The 16,710-nt window shown below is 63.4% G+C and carries 14 protein-coding genes and 1 pseudogene; 6 read left to right on the plus strand and 9 right to left on the minus strand.

Annotation, left to right across the window (positions count from 1 at the left end):
* Positions 1 to 148: pseudogene (locus VSR72_RS24935) on the plus strand (chloride channel protein); the annotation flags it as partial.
* Between the two features lie 110 nt (positions 149 to 258).
* On the opposite strand, the gene VSR72_RS24940 reads toward VSR72_RS24935, so the two are convergent.
* The 7 genes from VSR72_RS24940 to VSR72_RS24970 form a co-directional block, all read right to left on the minus strand.
* The gene (locus tag VSR72_RS24940) at positions 259 to 570 is read right to left on the minus strand and encodes a DUF4148 domain-containing protein (protein ID WP_342955021.1); all 312 of its coding nucleotides are present in this window, start codon (positions 568 to 570) and stop codon (positions 259 to 261) included.
* Positions 571 to 640: 70 nt separating this feature from the next.
* Positions 641 to 1,423: an enoyl-ACP reductase FabI gene (gene fabI / locus VSR72_RS24945; protein WP_342955022.1), complete on the minus strand. Its 783-nt coding sequence runs from the start codon at positions 1,421 to 1,423 to the stop codon at positions 641 to 643.
* Between the two features lie 28 nt (positions 1,424 to 1,451).
* Positions 1,452 to 2,633, minus strand: coding sequence for an acetate/propionate family kinase (locus tag VSR72_RS24950; RefSeq protein ID WP_342955023.1), 1,182 nt, complete (start codon positions 2,631 to 2,633; stop codon positions 1,452 to 1,454).
* Between the two features lie 4 nt (positions 2,634 to 2,637).
* Positions 2,638 to 3,576, minus strand: coding sequence for a phosphate acetyltransferase (locus tag VSR72_RS24955; protein WP_342955024.1), 939 nt, complete (start codon positions 3,574 to 3,576; stop codon positions 2,638 to 2,640).
* On the minus strand, positions 3,573 to 5,963 hold the full coding sequence (locus VSR72_RS24960) for a DUF3141 domain-containing protein (protein ID WP_342955025.1): 2,391 nt from the start codon (positions 5,961 to 5,963) through the stop codon (positions 3,573 to 3,575). Before VSR72_RS24960 ends, VSR72_RS24955 begins: the two co-directional genes overlap by 4 nt.
* A gap of 320 nt (positions 5,964 to 6,283) precedes the next feature.
* The gene (locus VSR72_RS24965; protein WP_342955026.1) at positions 6,284 to 6,793 is read right to left on the minus strand and encodes a potassium channel family protein; all 510 of its coding nucleotides are present in this window, start codon (positions 6,791 to 6,793) and stop codon (positions 6,284 to 6,286) included.
* A 475-nt stretch (positions 6,794 to 7,268) separates the two neighbouring features.
* The gene (locus tag VSR72_RS24970) at positions 7,269 to 8,879 is read right to left on the minus strand and encodes an MFS transporter (RefSeq protein ID WP_342955027.1); all 1,611 of its coding nucleotides are present in this window, start codon (positions 8,877 to 8,879) and stop codon (positions 7,269 to 7,271) included.
* Between the two features lie 211 nt (positions 8,880 to 9,090).
* Here VSR72_RS24970 and VSR72_RS24975 point away from each other — a divergent pair, with 211 nt between their 5' ends.
* Positions 9,091 to 11,163 (plus strand): alpha/beta hydrolase, encoded by a 2,073-nt coding sequence (locus tag VSR72_RS24975; protein WP_342955028.1) that lies wholly within the window; start codon positions 9,091 to 9,093, stop codon positions 11,161 to 11,163.
* A 13-nt stretch (positions 11,164 to 11,176) separates the two neighbouring features.
* On the opposite strand, the gene VSR72_RS24980 is transcribed toward VSR72_RS24975, so the two are convergent.
* Positions 11,177 to 11,629, minus strand: coding sequence for a DUF4188 domain-containing protein (locus VSR72_RS24980; RefSeq protein ID WP_342955029.1), 453 nt, complete (start codon positions 11,627 to 11,629; stop codon positions 11,177 to 11,179).
* Between the two features lie 60 nt (positions 11,630 to 11,689).
* Between VSR72_RS24980 and VSR72_RS24985 the strand changes: the two genes are divergently transcribed.
* The 4 genes from VSR72_RS24985 to VSR72_RS25000 all read left to right on the plus strand — a co-directional run bounded on the left by VSR72_RS24985 (position 11,690) and on the right by VSR72_RS25000 (position 15,076).
* On the plus strand, positions 11,690 to 12,253 hold the full coding sequence (locus VSR72_RS24985; protein WP_342955030.1) for a TetR/AcrR family transcriptional regulator: 564 nt from the start codon (positions 11,690 to 11,692) through the stop codon (positions 12,251 to 12,253).
* Positions 12,254 to 12,328: 75 nt separating this feature from the next.
* Positions 12,329 to 13,444 (plus strand): patatin-like phospholipase family protein, encoded by a 1,116-nt coding sequence (locus VSR72_RS24990; RefSeq protein WP_342955031.1) that lies wholly within the window; start codon positions 12,329 to 12,331, stop codon positions 13,442 to 13,444.
* 18 nt (positions 13,445 to 13,462) lie between these two features.
* Positions 13,463 to 14,233, plus strand: coding sequence for a hypothetical protein (locus VSR72_RS24995; RefSeq protein ID WP_342955032.1), 771 nt, complete (start codon positions 13,463 to 13,465; stop codon positions 14,231 to 14,233).
* A gap of 60 nt (positions 14,234 to 14,293) precedes the next feature.
* Positions 14,294 to 15,076: a phosphoribosyltransferase family protein gene (locus VSR72_RS25000; protein WP_342955033.1), complete on the plus strand. Its 783-nt coding sequence runs from the start codon at positions 14,294 to 14,296 to the stop codon at positions 15,074 to 15,076.
* A 155-nt stretch (positions 15,077 to 15,231) separates the two neighbouring features.
* Here the strand turns inward: VSR72_RS25000 and hydA are convergent, their stop codons facing one another.
* Positions 15,232 to 16,689 (minus strand): dihydropyrimidinase, encoded by a 1,458-nt coding sequence (gene hydA / locus VSR72_RS25005; protein WP_342955034.1) that lies wholly within the window; start codon positions 16,687 to 16,689, stop codon positions 15,232 to 15,234.
* Positions 16,690 to 16,710 lie beyond the last annotated feature (21 nt).

Below are 16,710 nucleotides of genomic sequence, written 5' to 3' on the forward strand. Positions count from 1 at the left end.
TACAGCGTTTGTCATCGTCATCGAAATGATCGACGGGCACGCGCTCGTGATCTCGTTGATGGCGACGGCGCTCATTTCGAGCCAGGTGTCCAGGCTATTCGCGCCGCCGCTTTACGAAGCCCTGGCGCAACGATATATAAAGCATTGACGCTGGCCGGCACGCATTCACCGGTCCAGAGGGGCAATCGCTTTTGTCACCACACGACTATGTATCCGGGCGGCATCGGGGCGACGCTGCGCACGGACACACCTTCTGTATCACCCGGGTTGAAGCTGCTGGCAATCCGTTTTGAACCACTGGTCGACCAGGTGCTGCGCGGCGTGTAAATCATCTGGGTAATTCGGGTCGTCGTTCCATGGTGAAGGATCGTAGCCCGCTTTCCTCAGGGCTGAAAGCTCGCTTTGTCGTTGCGCCTTCGTCGGAGACGCGTTGCTTCGAAGCGCAGTCAGGTCACGGCACTCCGTTGGGCTCAGATGTGGCCCGCTTTGTGGCGCGCCGGCGGCGACGCATCCAGTCAGCAGGAGCGCCAGCACAGTCAGCGTCGAGCGGTTTCTCGGGAAGCTTTCCATAGCGGATCTCCACGCGTCTGATTGGCGCAACTCGATTTGTGCGATGCCGCCGGTCGTGCGTGACGTGCGCCTACGCCATGATGTGAACGCCGCCGTCCACGTAGAGTGTCTCGCCAGACAGGCGCCGCGCATAGGGCGTCGCGAGATACGCGCAGGTGAAGCCGACGTCCATGATGTCGACCAGTTCACCAAGCGGCGCACGTTCCGCCGCCTGTGTGAGGAGCACGTCGAAGTCCTTCAAGCCGGATGCCGCACGGGTTTTCAGGGGACCGGGCGACACGGCGTGCACGCGAATCTGCTGCGGACCCAGTTCATACGCCAGATAGCGCGCGCACGCTTCCAGCGCCGCCTTGACCGGACCCATCACGTTGTAGTTGGGAACGACCTTGTTCGCGCCGTAATAGCTCATCGCAAACATCGAGCCGCCGTTCTTCATCAGTGGCGCAGCGAGCCGGGCCATCCGCACGAACGAATGACATGAAATATCCATGGCCGCCGCAAAGCCCTCAGCCGAGCAGTTGAGCAACCCTCCCTGCAAATCGCTCTTTGGCGCCCATGCAACGGAATGCACGAGTATGTCGAGTTCGCCCCACTCGCTCGCGATGCGCTCGAATACCGCCTCCAGCTCTTCATGCTTCGACACGTTCAACGGCATGAAAATGGGCGCCTCGAGGTTTTTTGCGATCGGCTCGACATAGGATCTTGCTTTCTCGTCGGCATAGGTGATCGCAAGATGGGCGCCCACTTCATGGAACGCCTTCGCACAACCATAGGCAATCGAATGTTCGTTGGCGATACCCGTCACCAGCGCCTTCTTTCCCGTGAGGACCGGATGTTGAATGCTCAGGCTCATTAGACTCTCCCTCGGCAATCCTGCAGATTCACGCGACGTCCGCCACTTCCCGCGTATGACGGGCGATCATGAGTTCTTCGTTGGTCGGTATGACCCAGACTGAGACCTTGCTCGACGCCGTGCTGATGCGCGGGCCACCCGCTTCGTTCGCCATGCTGTCGATTTCCACGCCCAGCCAGCCCGCGCGTTCGCAGGCGCGCCGCCGGATCTCGGGCGAGTGCTCGCCGATGCCCGCCGTAAAAACCAGCGCGTCGAGCCCCTGCAGCGCGGCCGCGAGCGATCCCAGCTCGCGCGCAATGCGATACGTGTACAGGTCGATGGCGAAAGCCGCTCGAGCGTCGTCGCTGGCAAGCAGCGTGCGCATGTCGCCCGAAATCCCCGATACACCCAGCAGCCCCGAGTGGCGGTACAGCAAATCCTCCACGCCGCGCGTGTTCATTTTCAGTTCGTCCTGCAGATAGAGAATGACGCCGGGATCGAGATTGCCGCTGCGCGTGCCCATGGGCAGTCCGTCGAGCGCGGTGAAGCCCATCGTGCTCGCGACACTGCGGCCCGCATCCAGCGCGCACATGCTCGCGCCATTACCGAGGTGGGCGACTACCGTGCGGCCCTTCGCAGCATCGGGAGCGACTTGCGGCAGCGTCCGGGCGATGTACTCATACGACAGACCGTGGAAACCGTATCGCCGCACGCCCTGCTCCGTCAACGCGGCCGGCAGCGCAAACGTCGAGGCGAGCGCAGGCTGTGTTGCGTGAAACGCCGTGTCGAAACACGCGACCTGTGGCACATCCGGGTTGCGCTCGGCGATGACGCGAATCGGCTTCAGGTTGTGAGGTTGATGCAGCGGTGCGAGCGGTGCGAGCTTCTCGAGCTCATCGAGCACACTGGGCGTGACGGCCACGGGTTGCGAGAATTTCTGGCCGCCATGCACCACGCGATGCCCGACGGCAACGACCCGGTTGCCGTCGCGATGGCTGCGCAGGAACTGGGCGATGTGTGCAACAGCCTCCTCATGCCCAAGGGGTTGATGACCCCAGTCTTTGTTACCGGTCTGCTCGCCTTTCCCGTCGAACGCGACGAAGCGTGGCGCAGAAAGCAGCCCTTCGATCTGGCCGCGCATGACCAGCGGCAGATCTTCCGGCTGCGCATTGAACGCGCTGAACTTGATGCTCGAAGAACCGGCGTTGAGAACGAGAATGACGTCGGCCATTGCGTTACCCCATTACCCGCGCAGCTTCCCTGCGCTGTTCGGCCACGAGCGAAGCCACCGCGCACGAGGCGAGCCGCGTGACGACGGAATCCGCACGGCTTGTCAGGATCACCGGCACCCGCGCGCCAAGCACGATGCCAGCGGCATCCGCGCCGGCCAGGAACGACAGGCTCTTGGCCAGCATGTTGCCCGCCTCCAGATCGGGCACCATGAGCACGTTCGCGCGTCCGGCCACCGGCGAATCGATACCCTTGATTCGCGCCGCTTCGGGATCGATGGCATTGTCGAGCGCCAGCGGACCGTCCACCAGCGCGCCGGTGATCTGGCGACGGTCGACCATCTTGCACAAGGCCGCGGCTTCGATCGTGGATGGCACCTTGGGATTGACCGTCTCCATCGCCGAGAGGAGCGCCACCCGCACTTCCGGAAACCGCAGCGCGTGCCCCAGGTCAATTGCGTTCTGCAGAATGTCGGCCTTCTCGGCCAGCGTGGGCGCGATGTTGATCGCGGCGTCGGTGATGATCAGCGCGCTCTCGTGCGCCGGCACATCCATCACGAAACAATGGCTGACGCGGCGCTCCGTTCTGAGCCCGCCTTCCCGACTGACGACGGCGCCCATGAGTTCGTCCGTGTGCAGGCTGCCTTTCATCAGCGCTTGCGCGCGTCCTTCGTGCACCAGTTCAACGGCCCGTGCTGCGGCAGCGTGACTGTGCGGCGCATCCTCGATCATGCAGCCCGTGATATCGAGGTCCTCTCTTTCCGCTACCTCTTCGATGCGTCCGCGCGGCCCCACGAGAACCGGTGCAATCAGGCCGAGTTCCTTCGCCTGCAGCGCGCCTTCCAGAGAGCTTCGATCGCACGGATGCGCCACAGCGGTGGCCAGCGGCGGCAGAGACCGGCAAATGGCGATCAGCCGGTCGTACTTTTCGTGTTCACGATTCACGATGCCTCCTTGAGCCCCGGTGTCATGCGCTCGGGCCGTGCTCCAGGAACCGCGCGCATCGTTGCGGCAGACCGTGTCGCGGGCTCATGTTCCAGCGGCAGGGACGAACGGATCCTGTCGAGCATGCTGAGCTGGGCAGCAGTCGGCCCAGCTTCCTGAACGCGCCGGTCGGCCAGCAGCTTTTCGGCCAGTTCGAGCAGCTTCTCCCGGTCTTTGCGGTCTTCCAGCAGATGCGGCAACGTGGCGAGCGCCTGCTCCGGCTCGTAGCGCACGATGATTTCCTGCTCACCGCGCACGCGCCTCCACTGGTCGCCGGGAAGCTGGGGCAGATAAGCGGCGTAGTCTTTCGCGAGTTCGCGCCGCAGGGCAAGCCGGGCAAGCGGGAGCGGTTCGCCCCGGCGCGCGAGCAGGCAAGCGGCGCGAGCAAGCGCCTCCGTGTAGCCGCCCTCGCTCATCGACGCCAACGCCTCCCTCACGTAGGGCAGATCGCGATGGTCTCCGGCCGCCGCAGCGGGTCTGGCCTGCGCCTCGTCGCCGCCTTCGACGGCGAACATGTTTCCGTAGAAGGAAAAGAACGCGTTTTCCGTCATGGCGTCGCGCATCGCGCGATAGTAGTCGAGCGAGGCACTGATCATTTCCGAGCCATAGTGCTCGAACGCCTTTAGGCGGCCGTCCTCGTGCGTTTCGTCGGCCCGCTTTGCCCTGATCGCCTCTGCGGTCGGGCCGAGCCATGCGAGCCACGGATTCAGATCAGATAACGCCCAGCGTTGCGCGCGTAGTGGATGAAACTGCCGCTGCAGCTTCGCCGTCGTTTCGTTCGACAACGCCCGCACCCAGGGCTGCAGGAATAGCTCGTAGGCGCGCTGGTTCAACTCCGATACGCGTTCGACGGCCTCGAACGGCTGTTCGTCCTCGCGCTCGAACCGGTTCAGGCGCTCGGCAATATCTTCGAGCCGGTACTCGCGGAACGACACGTCATACTCCGTCTTTCCGTCTTCGCCCCGGCGCTCGGCAATCTCCATGCCGTAAAGACCGGGCGGGAAAGCTTCGATCGCTTCGAGCACGGATGCGATCTGCTGGTGCTCTTTCTTCGCCACCTTGCCCGAAACGAATATGCCGAGATGGCCGATGCTCTGGTGCACGAGCCCGACGATCACCTGCCCGCGCGCCTTGATTTCCTCGGTGCTGCCGTAGATGTCGGCCACCCAGTTGAATGCCTGCTGGGGCGGCGTGATGTTGTCGCCAAGCGATGCGAAGAGAATGATCGGCGACTTGATTTCCCGCAGGTCGAACGCGGCCCCGTCGAGACCGCGAACCTCGCCCGACCAGAGCTTGTTACCGACGAACAGGTTGCGCGTGATCCACTCGATCTCCTCGCGGTTCATCAGATAGTAGCCGCCCCACCAGCGCTCGAAGTCGAGGAAGCGCGGCGGCTCGGTATCGACGTTGTCGAACAGGTGATAGTACTTGTCCCAAAGGCTGTTCGCGGGATTGAGGTTTTCGAAGTTCTGCACGAGATGCGCGCCGTCGAACTTGCCGTTGCCGAGATCCGCGGTCAGTGAGGCGAGCCAGGTGCCGCCGAGCATGCCGCCGGAGTAGCGCATCGGGTTGTCGCCCTCGCCTTCGCTCCACGCGCCGCTCCAGTAGGACATTGGCGCGCCATTGATGACGAGCGGTCCTGTATGGTCCGGGTCGGAACTCGCCAGCATCATGGCGGCCCAGCCGCCCTGGCAGTTCCCGACGATCGCCGGCTTCGGGCTGTCCGGATGCAGCTCACATACCTTATGTATGAATTGCTCTTCCGCCGCGCAGACATCGAGCAGCGTCTGGCCAGGTTCCGGGTCGCGAAAGAAGATGACGAAGTACACGAAGTGGCCAGCCTTCAGCGCCACACCCGCCTGCGAATCGTCCTTGAAACCGCCTATGCCGGGTCCGTGCCCAGCGCGCGGGTCGATGATCACATACGGACGCTTACTAACATCGATGACCACACCGTCGGGCGGCAGCAGGCGCACGAGCGCGTAGTTGACCGGCCGCGCGAGCGTGCGGCCGTCGATCACGAGTTCGTGGTCGAAATGAAGGACGGGTTGAAGACCATTGCGCGCCTGGTCCACGAAACCATTGCCACGCTGACGCAAGGTGTCCCAAAAGAGGACAGAACGCTCGGCGACATCCACCGCATAGCGGTAACCGGCCCAGGGGTCGAACGCGGTTGCGCATGCAGGGCCAGCCGATGCGGGCTTGTCACTCTTGCCCAGCCGCCCCGCCGCGTCGGCCAGGCGCTCGCTGAATTGGGATTGCGCTAGTTGGGATCGCTTTGCGAGGAGCCGGGTAACTTTGCCGCCGATTTCCTGGCAACGAGCGTATTGATTGGCTACGTCGGTCATTGCATCACCTTCTTGTCCGCGAACGAGTGGGAGAGGACACGTCCGCTGCCTCGAGGGTCCGGGCGGACGCAGACATCGGCGACACGTCCATGCATGGCAATGCCGGGCGAGTCGCTTCGCATAACAGGCGAACTTTCCAAAGCTGGACTTACGAAAAACGAGTCTCAATACCGAGCGACGACAGGGAAATCAGGACATCTTGCGCAGAACGATTGAATGAAAGGAATGCTTACGAATATAGTGAACAGTTACGCGCGAAACAGTAAAGCGGGCACGGATACTATCTCCGAACACACTGGCAGACGCATGTGACAAGTTCGTTACGGGTTGCCGTCACGGGCGGTCCGTACATTGTGTACGGCGATATACGTCGAAAGCATTGAAATGAACACGCCGAAGAACACGTAGCCCGTAAGCGCCTCCGTGGCCGCGACCATGCGGCCATCCAGCGTGGGATGGTAGTCGCCGTAACCGACGGTCGTAAATGTGATGATGCTGAAGTACAGAGCGCTTTCCCTGTCGTGAACAATGGTCGATACCCCTTCGACGATCCCCATGCGCACGTAGATATCGCTGTAGGACCATACCGTCATGCTCAACAGCAGGCCCAATGCGGCGAGCTGCACGAGCAGATCCATCCGGCGCGACGTCACCAGCACCAGCGCGGCAAGCAGGAACATCAACGCGCCGTCGAGGATAGCGTCAGAGCGTGGCGAAAGCAGCGAATACGAGAGATGCACCACGAAGAATCCCGCCACCATCGGCGCAACCAGCGCGGCGACGCTCAGCATGGACTTTCGCAGACCGCCTAACAGCCGTTCAAGGTTCATGGCCCTTCCCGAGCGTCATCACGTACCCCGATGTCGTCGCCATCCCTCGCAAAACCCGGCGAGCGCGCTGCGTGTCCCCGAGCCCTCACGAAAGGATCGTCAGTGCCGGTCAGTCGCGAGCTCCCATGGCAAGTCGCAACCCCTCGCCACCCACCGAGTGCCCCAAGATTAGACGAGCGAGGGTTCTGGAGCTATCGGACTTTCGTCCGATAGCGGACCTCTACCGGCGTGAGTTTGCACGCTAAAAGTGCACGTAAGACTTGACGCGACCCGCGTGCCGCGGTTGTTTGGGCGACCCTGCGAGGGCTACCGATGTCCGGAAGCCAGCTCGCCATCCCAGCGTGACCCGCGAACATCGAGATCGATTGCGCTCGCCGGATGCGCTTCGAACAGTTCCGTCCGGATCGCCTGATGGCCGACCAGGCGCGGCAACGCGCGCATCGTCACACTATTTTTATTTCGGATATCGAAGTATCTAGCGCTTGCGCGGCTGGATGGCAACGGCCGCAATCGCCGCTCCAGCGAACGCACACGCGGCGGACACACCGGCGACGGCGCGCAGCGCGTCGACCATGGCGTCCGATTCCGCACGCGCCACCGGCGTTTCGCGCAGCGTCTGGGCGCCACCCGATGTCGTCCCGCCTTGCCCGTCCGGCTCCAGCAACTGTCCGGTCTGGCGTGCGTCCTGCGGCACGTGCAGCGCGTCGAGGTGCGCCGCCAGCGCCGCGTGATGCGACCACACGAACACGATGCCGAGCACCGCCACCGCCAGCAGACTCGCCACACGCGCAACGGCGTTGTTGATGCCGGACGCGACGCCGGTGCGCTCGCTCGACACTGCGCCCATCACGGTCGTCGTAAGCGGAGCGACCGTGATCGTCATGCCGAGGCCGAGCACCGCGAGCGCAGGGAAGTATCCGGCCCAATAGCTGCCGCGCGCGAACGGCAACGCCAGCAGCGTGAACCCGATTCCTGCGATGGCCGGTCCAACGCTCAGCAGCGCGCGCGAACCGAAGCGGCTCGTCAGGCCGCCGGTGAAGCGCGATAGCAAACCGATAATGACGGGGACCGGCAGCAGCGCCGCGCCCGCTTCGGTCGCGGTGTAGCCATGCGCGCGGATCAGCGTGAACGGCAGGAAGAAGAACGCGCCGCCGAGCCCGAAGTAAAGCAGCAGTGTGACGAGATTCGCGCCGGTGAAATCACGCGAACGGAACACGTCGAGCGGCATCATCGGGTTAGCGCTGTGGGCTTCGATCATCACGAATGCGGCGAGCACGAGCACGCCGGCGGCAATCGCCCCCAATACGTGCGGATGCTGGAAGCCTCGCGCCGACGCCTGCGTCAACCCGAACGTGAGCGCGGCGAGTCCTCCTGCGGCGGCCAGCGAGCCGGGCCAGTCGAGTTGCCCTGGCGCATCGAGCCGGTGACTGTTGGGCACCGACGCCATGGCGAGCGCGATCGTGAGCGCGGCAAGCGGGACGTTGAGGAAAAAGATCGCGCGCCACGAAAACGCGTCGACGAGCCAGCCTCCCGCCACGGGCCCCACCGCCGACGTGATCGCGCCGACGCCCGCCCAGGTGCCGATCGCCCTTCCGCGCGCCTCGTCGTCGAACACCGCGCCGATGATCGCAAGACTGCTGGGCACGAGCAGCGCCGCGCCGATGCCTTGCACCGCGCGCGCGGCGATCAACGCCGCCGCATTCGGCGCGAGGCCGCAAGCGGCCGACGCGAGCGTAAACAGCGCAATGCCCGCGATGAACACCGTGCGGCGGCCAAGCTTGTCCCCCATCGCCCCGCCGACCAGCACGAGGGAGCCGAGAAAGAGCAAATACGCGTTGACGACCCATTGCATCGCCGCGACGCTCGCACCGAGTTCGCTCTGAATGGACGGCAGCGCGACATTGACGACCGAGCCGTCGATAAACGCCATGCTCGAACCCAGGATCGTCGCCGCGAGCGCGAGACGCTTGCGCTGGCATGGACGGTCAACGGCCGAGGGCTGCGTGCGGATAAGGAGTTCGTCGCATGGGCTCGCCTGCGCAGCGATGACGTGTGCGCCCTTGGGCGCGCTTTCGGGGTTGGCCAAGATCGCTCCCGTGTGGATCGACGGTGACTAGAGTCTGTTTGTGCCAGGCGCGGCAGTCAACTCAGGAGAGCGCCTGCCCTCCCGCCGCGGATCACTGTGCGGACGCAATCCAGATCAGGCTGGTATATATCGGTCTGCCGGCCACAGCACTGCGCCGTCCCCCATTTCGCCGCACGCTTGTGCGCGCCCGCGCGAATGGCCTGGATCCCTTATGACGCGCCTCTACTCATCACGCATGTCGCGGTGCCTGCTGTCGGCCCAACTGCTGGCCCTTTTCGCTGCCGCGCTGCTGTCCGGCTGCGCCATGGTGCGCGTGAACTCGCTCGGCCCGCAGCAATACTTTGCCATGCGTCGGGGGGATATTCTCTCGACCGGCCAATTGAGCGCGGCGACGCAGGCCACGCTGCGGGTTGCGGCCCTCGACGAAGGTTCGTGCCAGAGCGCGCCGCAAGCGTGCATCGACACGATCGCAACCGTCGGCGGACTCAATCCCGACCAGCGCCTCGCCAGCCTCGCCGAGTTATCGCTCCAGATGGCGCTTGCGCAAACGCCGGCCGCCGGCAGCCCATGGAGCGACGCGCAATTCGATTCGTGGCTCAAGACGGCGCGCTACGCGTACGCGTTCCTCTTTCTCGGGCAGCGCACGGCTGGCGAACGGGCTTTCGAGGATCGCCAGACGCAGGTTCGCGACTACTACAACTATGCGGTCCAGGAGCTTGCCGGTGCGCTGTTCCTGCGCGGCACTTCTGAAAGGAACACCGGCAATCGCGATCCGGAAAAGCAGTTCATCGCAGGCTGGACCATTCGCATCGACCTGAGAGAAGTCCGGCTGCCCGAGGGCGTACGCGAACTCAGCGAAGTCATTCCCGCCTCGGGGCTCTCATTCGCGGGACTGCACAACACTTACCGCCGTGACGGCCTGGGTGCGGAACTGGTCGCGGTCACACAGGCCGCCCAACCCGACCCGGATAGCGCGACGACAGACAGCGCCGCAAGCGGCGCGACAACCACCGAAGGCAACGGCAATACCAGCGCAGGCGCAAGCCTGTGGTTCGCACCCGGCTCGCGTCCGTTCAATGAAATGCCTTCGCCGAATGTCACCGCGCTGCTCAAGTTTGGCAACGGCACGCTCGAGCAAGTGCTCGATACGCACGACGTGGTCTTCTCCGCCTACGATCCGTATCGTGTAGAGAGCGTCGAAATGAATGGCCAGACCGTGCCGCTCGCGGCGAACTTCAGCGCGGGCTATGGCATCTGGCTTGCTCGCTCCGGCTTTGCCAGGCAGTCCTTGCGTTCGCTGCTCGGCCGCACGAGAGGCATCGATCGTCCGCGCATTTACATGATGCAGCCATTCGACCCGGACCGGCGCATCGTCCTGATGTTGCACGGCCTGGCCAGCAGTCCCGAGGCATGGGTCAACGTCGCCAACGACATTCAGGGCGACGAAATGCTTCGCGAGCATTTCCAGGTCTGGCAGGTCTACTACCCGACCAACGTGCCCATTCTCGTGAACCTCGCGAGAATACGGCAGGCAGTGCAAATGACGCTCGCGCATTTCGATCCCGCAGGCGAGCTGCCCGCATCGCACGGCATGGTGCTGATCGGGCACAGCATGGGCGGTGTGCTCGCACGACTGCTCGTTTCGAGTTCCGACGATATTCTGTGGGTAACCATCCAGAACAAATACCTGCCCGAAGGTGTCGACCTCGTTCGCGAGGACGAGCGGATCAATCGTCTGCTGCGCTTTACGCCCATGCCGCAGGTCGAGCGCGCGATCTTCATCGCCACACCACACCGTGGCACGCCGTTCGCGAGCAACCGCCTTTCTCGCTGGGTCGCGAACCTGGTGCGTTTGCCGTTCACGCTGCTCAAGGAAATCGACGAGATGCTCCAGAGCGCCACGAACGCGGACAGCAGCCAGCGGGCCGGACAGACCATCCATGTTCCCAACAGCATTGAGCAGTTGCGGGAAACCGATCCGATCATCCAGTCGATATCAAGGCTGCCGATCAGCCCGGATGTGTGCTTTCACTCGATTATTGCGAGGCGCCGCGAAACGGGTCCGCTCGAGGATTCCGATGATGGCGTCGTCCCCTATCGCAGCGCGCACCTCGACGGCGCGCTCTCCGAAAAGGTGATCGTTTCGGGACATAGCGTTCAGGAGACCCCTGAGGCAATTTTTGAAATCCGGCGCATTCTGCACGAGGATATCGAGGTGTTCGATAACCATGGCGCTTCGGAAAGTGGCTGCGGCAGGCCGGTGGCGCGACATCCGGCGGGGTGAATGGCGCGGCGGTCTAGTCCGCCGCCATGCGCTTTCGCGCGGTCATGAATGGTCCAGTTGGCTGGCGCGCCGGCGCAAAGCGATCGAAGCCCACGGGCCCCGGCATGTCGATATAAACCGCCTCCATGCCTTGCCGGCTATAGCTTTCGTGCCAGAAGCCCGCGCCCCCGCTGTCGCGCAGAAACTCGCCCCACCAGCGCGAATGCGGCGCGCTGCGCGTAAAGGCCTCAAGGCTTTCGAGGTCGCGCCAATACTGGCGGATACCGACATGATTGAGGGCGAAAAGGAACTGTTCGCTCGAGAGCAATCCTGCGGGCGGGTTCAACTCGATTTGCCGCAAGCCTTTGCCGATGCCAAACAAGGTAGCGATCCCTCGCAACCGCCGCACGCGAAAGCCCAGGATGATGACCACAAGATGCGGATAGGCGCTGAGATCGACGGACCTGCGCGTGACGGAGGCTTGCATGGCGGCTCCCGGATGTTTACGCTGTAAGCATAGACCCGAATGATTACAGTGTAAACATCAATGAGCGACTCTCTGGTGTCCCTTCGCGACCGGCTGGTCAACTGCGCGCTAGCCTTGCTCGAACAGGGCGAAAGCGACGTGAGCTTGCGCGCGGTTGCGCGGGCAGCCGGCGTTTCGGCGATGGCGCCCTATCGTCATTTCGAAGACAAGGCGGCACTGATGGGCGCGGTCGCGCTCAAGGGCTTCGCCATGCTGGAGGCAGACGCCGCGCGCGCCGATGAGGCGGACGACGCCAGCGAAGCGCTCACCGCGCAGGGCCTGGCCTACGTTGGCTTCGCCCGCGCGCATCCTGCGCTGTTCCGGCTGATGTTCGCCGATGGTGCGGGGCTCGCGCTGCCCCATGAGGATTGCCGGGGCGCGTATGCGCTGATGGCGCGCCGGGTGGCGGAACTGGCGCCGCATTGGGTCGAGGCGGGGGCGCTCGCCTGCTGGGGGCTCGTTCACGGCCTGGCGACGCTCGCGCTCGACGGACGCATTCCGGCCGATCCGGCTGGCGAGCGCGTGGCGCTGGCCCTGATGACGCATGCGCTGAAGGTCGCGCCGCCCTTCCTTACCGGCTCCTGACGCGGCATTCGCAGCACGCGCATTGCCACTCGCGCGTACGATTGCCAGCACCGCGATGACGACGAGAGAGGAGCCATGGCCACTAAGGAAGCCCCGAGCGGCGCGCAACAGTCCGGCCCCAACGTCGCGCTTGCCCTGCAAGGCGGCGGCTCGCACGGTGCGTTCACGTGGGGCGTGCTCGACCGGTTGCTCGAATCGACTTCGCAGGGGACGCCATTCCATGTGGAGGCGATCAGCGGTGCAAGCGCGGGCGGAATCAACGCGACGCTTTGCGCGGCCGGCCTCGCGAGCGGTGGCGCAACGCAAGCGCGCGACAGGTTGCGCACCTTCTGGGAAGCGGTGTCGCGCGCCGGGGAGCAGGCCGGCAATGCGCTTTTCGGCTTTTCGGAGCCGGGGCCGTTCGGCGGCTGGAATATCAACTGGAGTCCTGGCGCCATCCTGACGGAGATCGTGGGGCTCGTCGCGTCCCCTTACGACAATCCCTTTTATCGCGATCCGCTGGGCCCGGTGATCCGCTCCGCGCTCCCAGAAACCGATTTCGCAACGCTCAATACGACGAGCAGCGCGCCCCAACTCTTTATTTGCGCGACCGATGTGCGGACCAACGAACGCGCCATCTTTACGCAGCCCGAAATATCCGTCGATGTGCTGCGTGCTTCCGCGTGCCTGCCTGGCGAATTCCGCACCGTGAACGTCCAGGGCGTGCCGTACTGGGACGGCGGCTATCTGGGCAATCCGCCTTTGGCGCCGTTGATCGCCCACGCGCAGGACCTGATCCTGATCCTCGTGAATCCGTTCGTGCGCCACGACATGCCGCCGAAAAATGCGCGCGGCATTCTGGACCGGCTCAACGAAATCGGTTTCAATGCTTCCGTGGTGCTGGAGATCAACGCGATCGAAGCGGTCAACCGTGTGCTCGACTCGGTTGGCGAGGAGGCCGCGAGCAAGAGCCGCTTCAAGACCGTGAGATTTCACCTGATTCGCGACGACGACTTTCTTGCGAAGTTCGGCTTCGTCTCCAAGAGCAGCACGTCCTGGTCGTTGCTCAAAACACTGTTCGACCGGGGACGCGAGGTGGCGGACGTGTGGCTCAAAAATCACTACGCTGAGCTCGGGCAAGCCTCTTCGTTCAACGTCAAGGATGCGTTGCTCGATCCGACGCTCAAGCAAGGCAACGCGTCGCACACTTAGCCTTGAGGAAACCAGTCCATGCCGTTCGAATATATCGACGTCGAAACAGCCGTCCAGCGCGACGGCTTGCGTATGGTCGTGGTCGGTGGCGTGCCGAGCCCCTGGAGCGAAGCGGCCAAGGGCATCCTGCACATCAAGGGTATCGAATGGGCTGCCGTGCGGCTCGCCTACGACAGCGAAACACTGAAGCAGTGGGCCGGCGAACTAAGTGCGCCCGTGCTCGTGTTCGGGCAGGAGCGGCCGCGCCGCGGTTGGGCCGATATTCTCCTGCTCGCGGAACGGCTGGCGCCCACACCTTCGTTATTGCCCGAGGATCCCGCCGAACGGGCGCTGGCTTTTGGCCTTGCGCATGAACTGTGCGGTGAGAGCGGTTTGGGGTGGTCTCGCCGTCTGCAACTCATTCATGCGGGTTTGCATAATAGCGGAGGCTTCCCCGAGAGGGTCGCGCAATATCTGGGCAAGAAGTACGGGTACAGCCCCGAGGCCGGCGCGGCTGCGAGCGGCCGCGTGAGCGCCGTGCTGGGGATGCTGGCGGCGCGCCTGAAGGCGCAGCGCAAGGCTGGGTCTTCGTATTACATCGGCAATGCAGTGACTGCGGTCGATGTCTACAGTGCGAGCGTTCTCGGGCTCTTGCGCCCGCTACCGCATGACGTGTGTCCGATGGTCGCGAGCGTGAGGACCGCTTTCGAAACGCGCGATGCGCAGACCGACGCGGCGCTCGATCCCATTTTGCTCGAACATCGCGATCTGATGTACGCTCGGCATCTTGCGTTGCCGCTATCGCTGTAAGCGAAACGACGCCATGCCTGAGCGCCATAGCCTGCGCACGCCGATACGGAGCAAAGATAGATGGACACCGAATTTGCCAGCTTCCCCATCTACTTCTATGGCTACGACGACATAGAGACTTTTTGCCTGTCCCAAAGGGAGAAACTGGCGCAGGAAAACGTAGGTTTGATACTCGGCATCTTGCGCGGCGGCGCCATGCCCGCGCTGATGCTTTCGCAGATGCTGGGCATTCCCGTTGACTTCATACACTACGATCGCCAGGAAGCGAAAGCTGAAATCAATAACAGGAAGGTGTTCGATCTCGTCAACGCCTGCATCGAGGAAGGCAAGAGAATCTTGCTGGTGGACGATGTCGCCGGCGTGGGATATACGCTGGCCAACTGCTACGACTATTTGCTTTCTTTTGTTCAAGATGAGTCACTGATCAGGGTGCTCACCCTCGTGCACCACGTCAACAGCAGAACACAGGCCGACTACTGCAAAGACTGCTCTTCGGTGCACGCAATCTTGCCTTGGGAGAGATATGTCACCAGCCGCCAGTGCGTCGATGATTTCGTGAAGGCGGAAGCAGCGTTGATCGACGATCAACGTTATAAAAAGATCCTCGCCATCGACGACTCCTCCTACCCCTTGAACCTGAAACAGGAATGGAGGGTAGATTGCCGCCTTGAATTCCAGGGTGATAGCCAATCAATCCTGGGTGCCATCCAAACGATTGGACCAGAGGAAATCTATTGCAACAACGAATCGCTCATCAGCGCCCTATTGAACGACTTTCCATTTTCAATCGTATATAAAACCATTAACAACAAAAGATACAGAATCACCGCTTGTGATTCGTGATTGGCCAAGCGCGTCGTCCCCGGTCCCGACGCTGATTGGCCAGGACACGTTCGCGGCCGCCAAGGCTGCGTGGCTAGACCTCAGCGAGTGATACGCCGAGACGCAGCCGAACGAATCCAGTGCCGGTGCGGCCGCTGCGCACCGGCCGTTGGCGCCTAGTTGGGCGCGTCTCCCTCCCGATGCATGGGTTGTGTCTCCTTCAGGCTCTTCGCGAGCCGCGACGCCTGATGATAGCCGGGATTCGCCGGCCGCTTCAGGTAGCGCCCTGCGCCGCGCCGCGCGCGCAGATCGCCGTTCGCCCACACGAGTTCGCCTTGCGAGACCGTGTGTGTGGGCACACCGCGCACTGTCATGCCTTCGAAGACGTTGAAGTCGACGTTCTGATGATGCGTCTTCACCGAGATCGTACGCGAAGCCTGTGGATCCCAGACGACGAGGTCGGCGTCGGCGCCGACGGCCACCGTGCCCTTGCGCGGGTACAGGTTGAAGATCTGTGCAGCGTTGGTGGAGGTCACCCGCACGAACTCGTTCGGCGTGAGCCGCCCCGTGTTCACGCCCTGATCCCACAGCACGGCCATGCGATCTTCCACACCGCCGCATCCATTCGGAATCCTTGTGAAATCGTTGCGGCCCATTGCCTTCTGCGAAGCGCAAAACACGCAGTGGTCGGTTGCCGTGGTATGCAGCAGCCCGCCTTGCAGCCCGCGCCAGAGCGCGTCGCGATGCTCTTTCGTTCGGAACGGCGGGCTCATGACATGCGCGGCGGCACGCGTCCAGTCCGGGTCGCGATAGACCGCTTCGTCGATCACCAGATGCCCGGCTAGCACCTCGCCGAACACGCGCTGCCCTTCGCTGCGCGCGCGGGCGATCGCTTCGAGCGCATCCTTCGCCGATACGTGGACGATGTACACGGGCACGCCCAGCACCTGCGCAATGCGAATCGCGCGGTTGGCCGCCTCGCCTTCCACTTCGGGCGGCCTTGAAAGCGGGTGCGCCTCGGGCCCCGTGAAGCCGCGCGCAAGCAGTTGCCGCTGCAACTGGAACACGAGTTCACCATTTTCGGCGTGGACGGTCGGCAGTGCGCCCAGTTCGAGCGAGCGCGCGAAACTATTCACGAGAATTTCGTCGTCGGCCATGATGGCGTTCTTGTACGCCATGAAGTGCTTGAAGCTCGACACGCCGTGTTCGTTCACGAGCAGACCCATGTCGCGATGCACGCTGTCGTCCCACCATGTGACCGCCACGTGAAAGCCGTAGTCGGCGGCGGCCTTTTCGGCCCAGCCTCGCCACTCGCGAAACGCGTCCATGAGCGGCTGCTTCGGGTTCGGAATCACGAAGTCGATAATCGACGTCGTGCCGCCCGCGAGTCCCGCCGCCGTGCCCGTGTAGAAGTCGTCGCTTGCCGTCGTGCCCATGAACGGCAGTTCCATGTGCGTGTGCGGGTCGATGCCGCCCGGCATCACGTACTGGCCGCCCGCGTCGACCACGGTCGCGCCCGCGGGCGCGTCGAGGTTTTCGCCCACGGCCTGGATCACGCCGTTTTCGCAAAGCACGTCCGCACGCCAGCTCTGGTCCGCATTGACGATGGTGCCGCCTCGAATCAGGATCGCCATGATGCCAAGTCTCCTTCAGTT

This window comes from Paraburkholderia sp. JHI869, assembly GCF_038900775.1.
Lineage (GTDB): Bacteria > Pseudomonadota > Gammaproteobacteria > Burkholderiales > Burkholderiaceae > Paraburkholderia.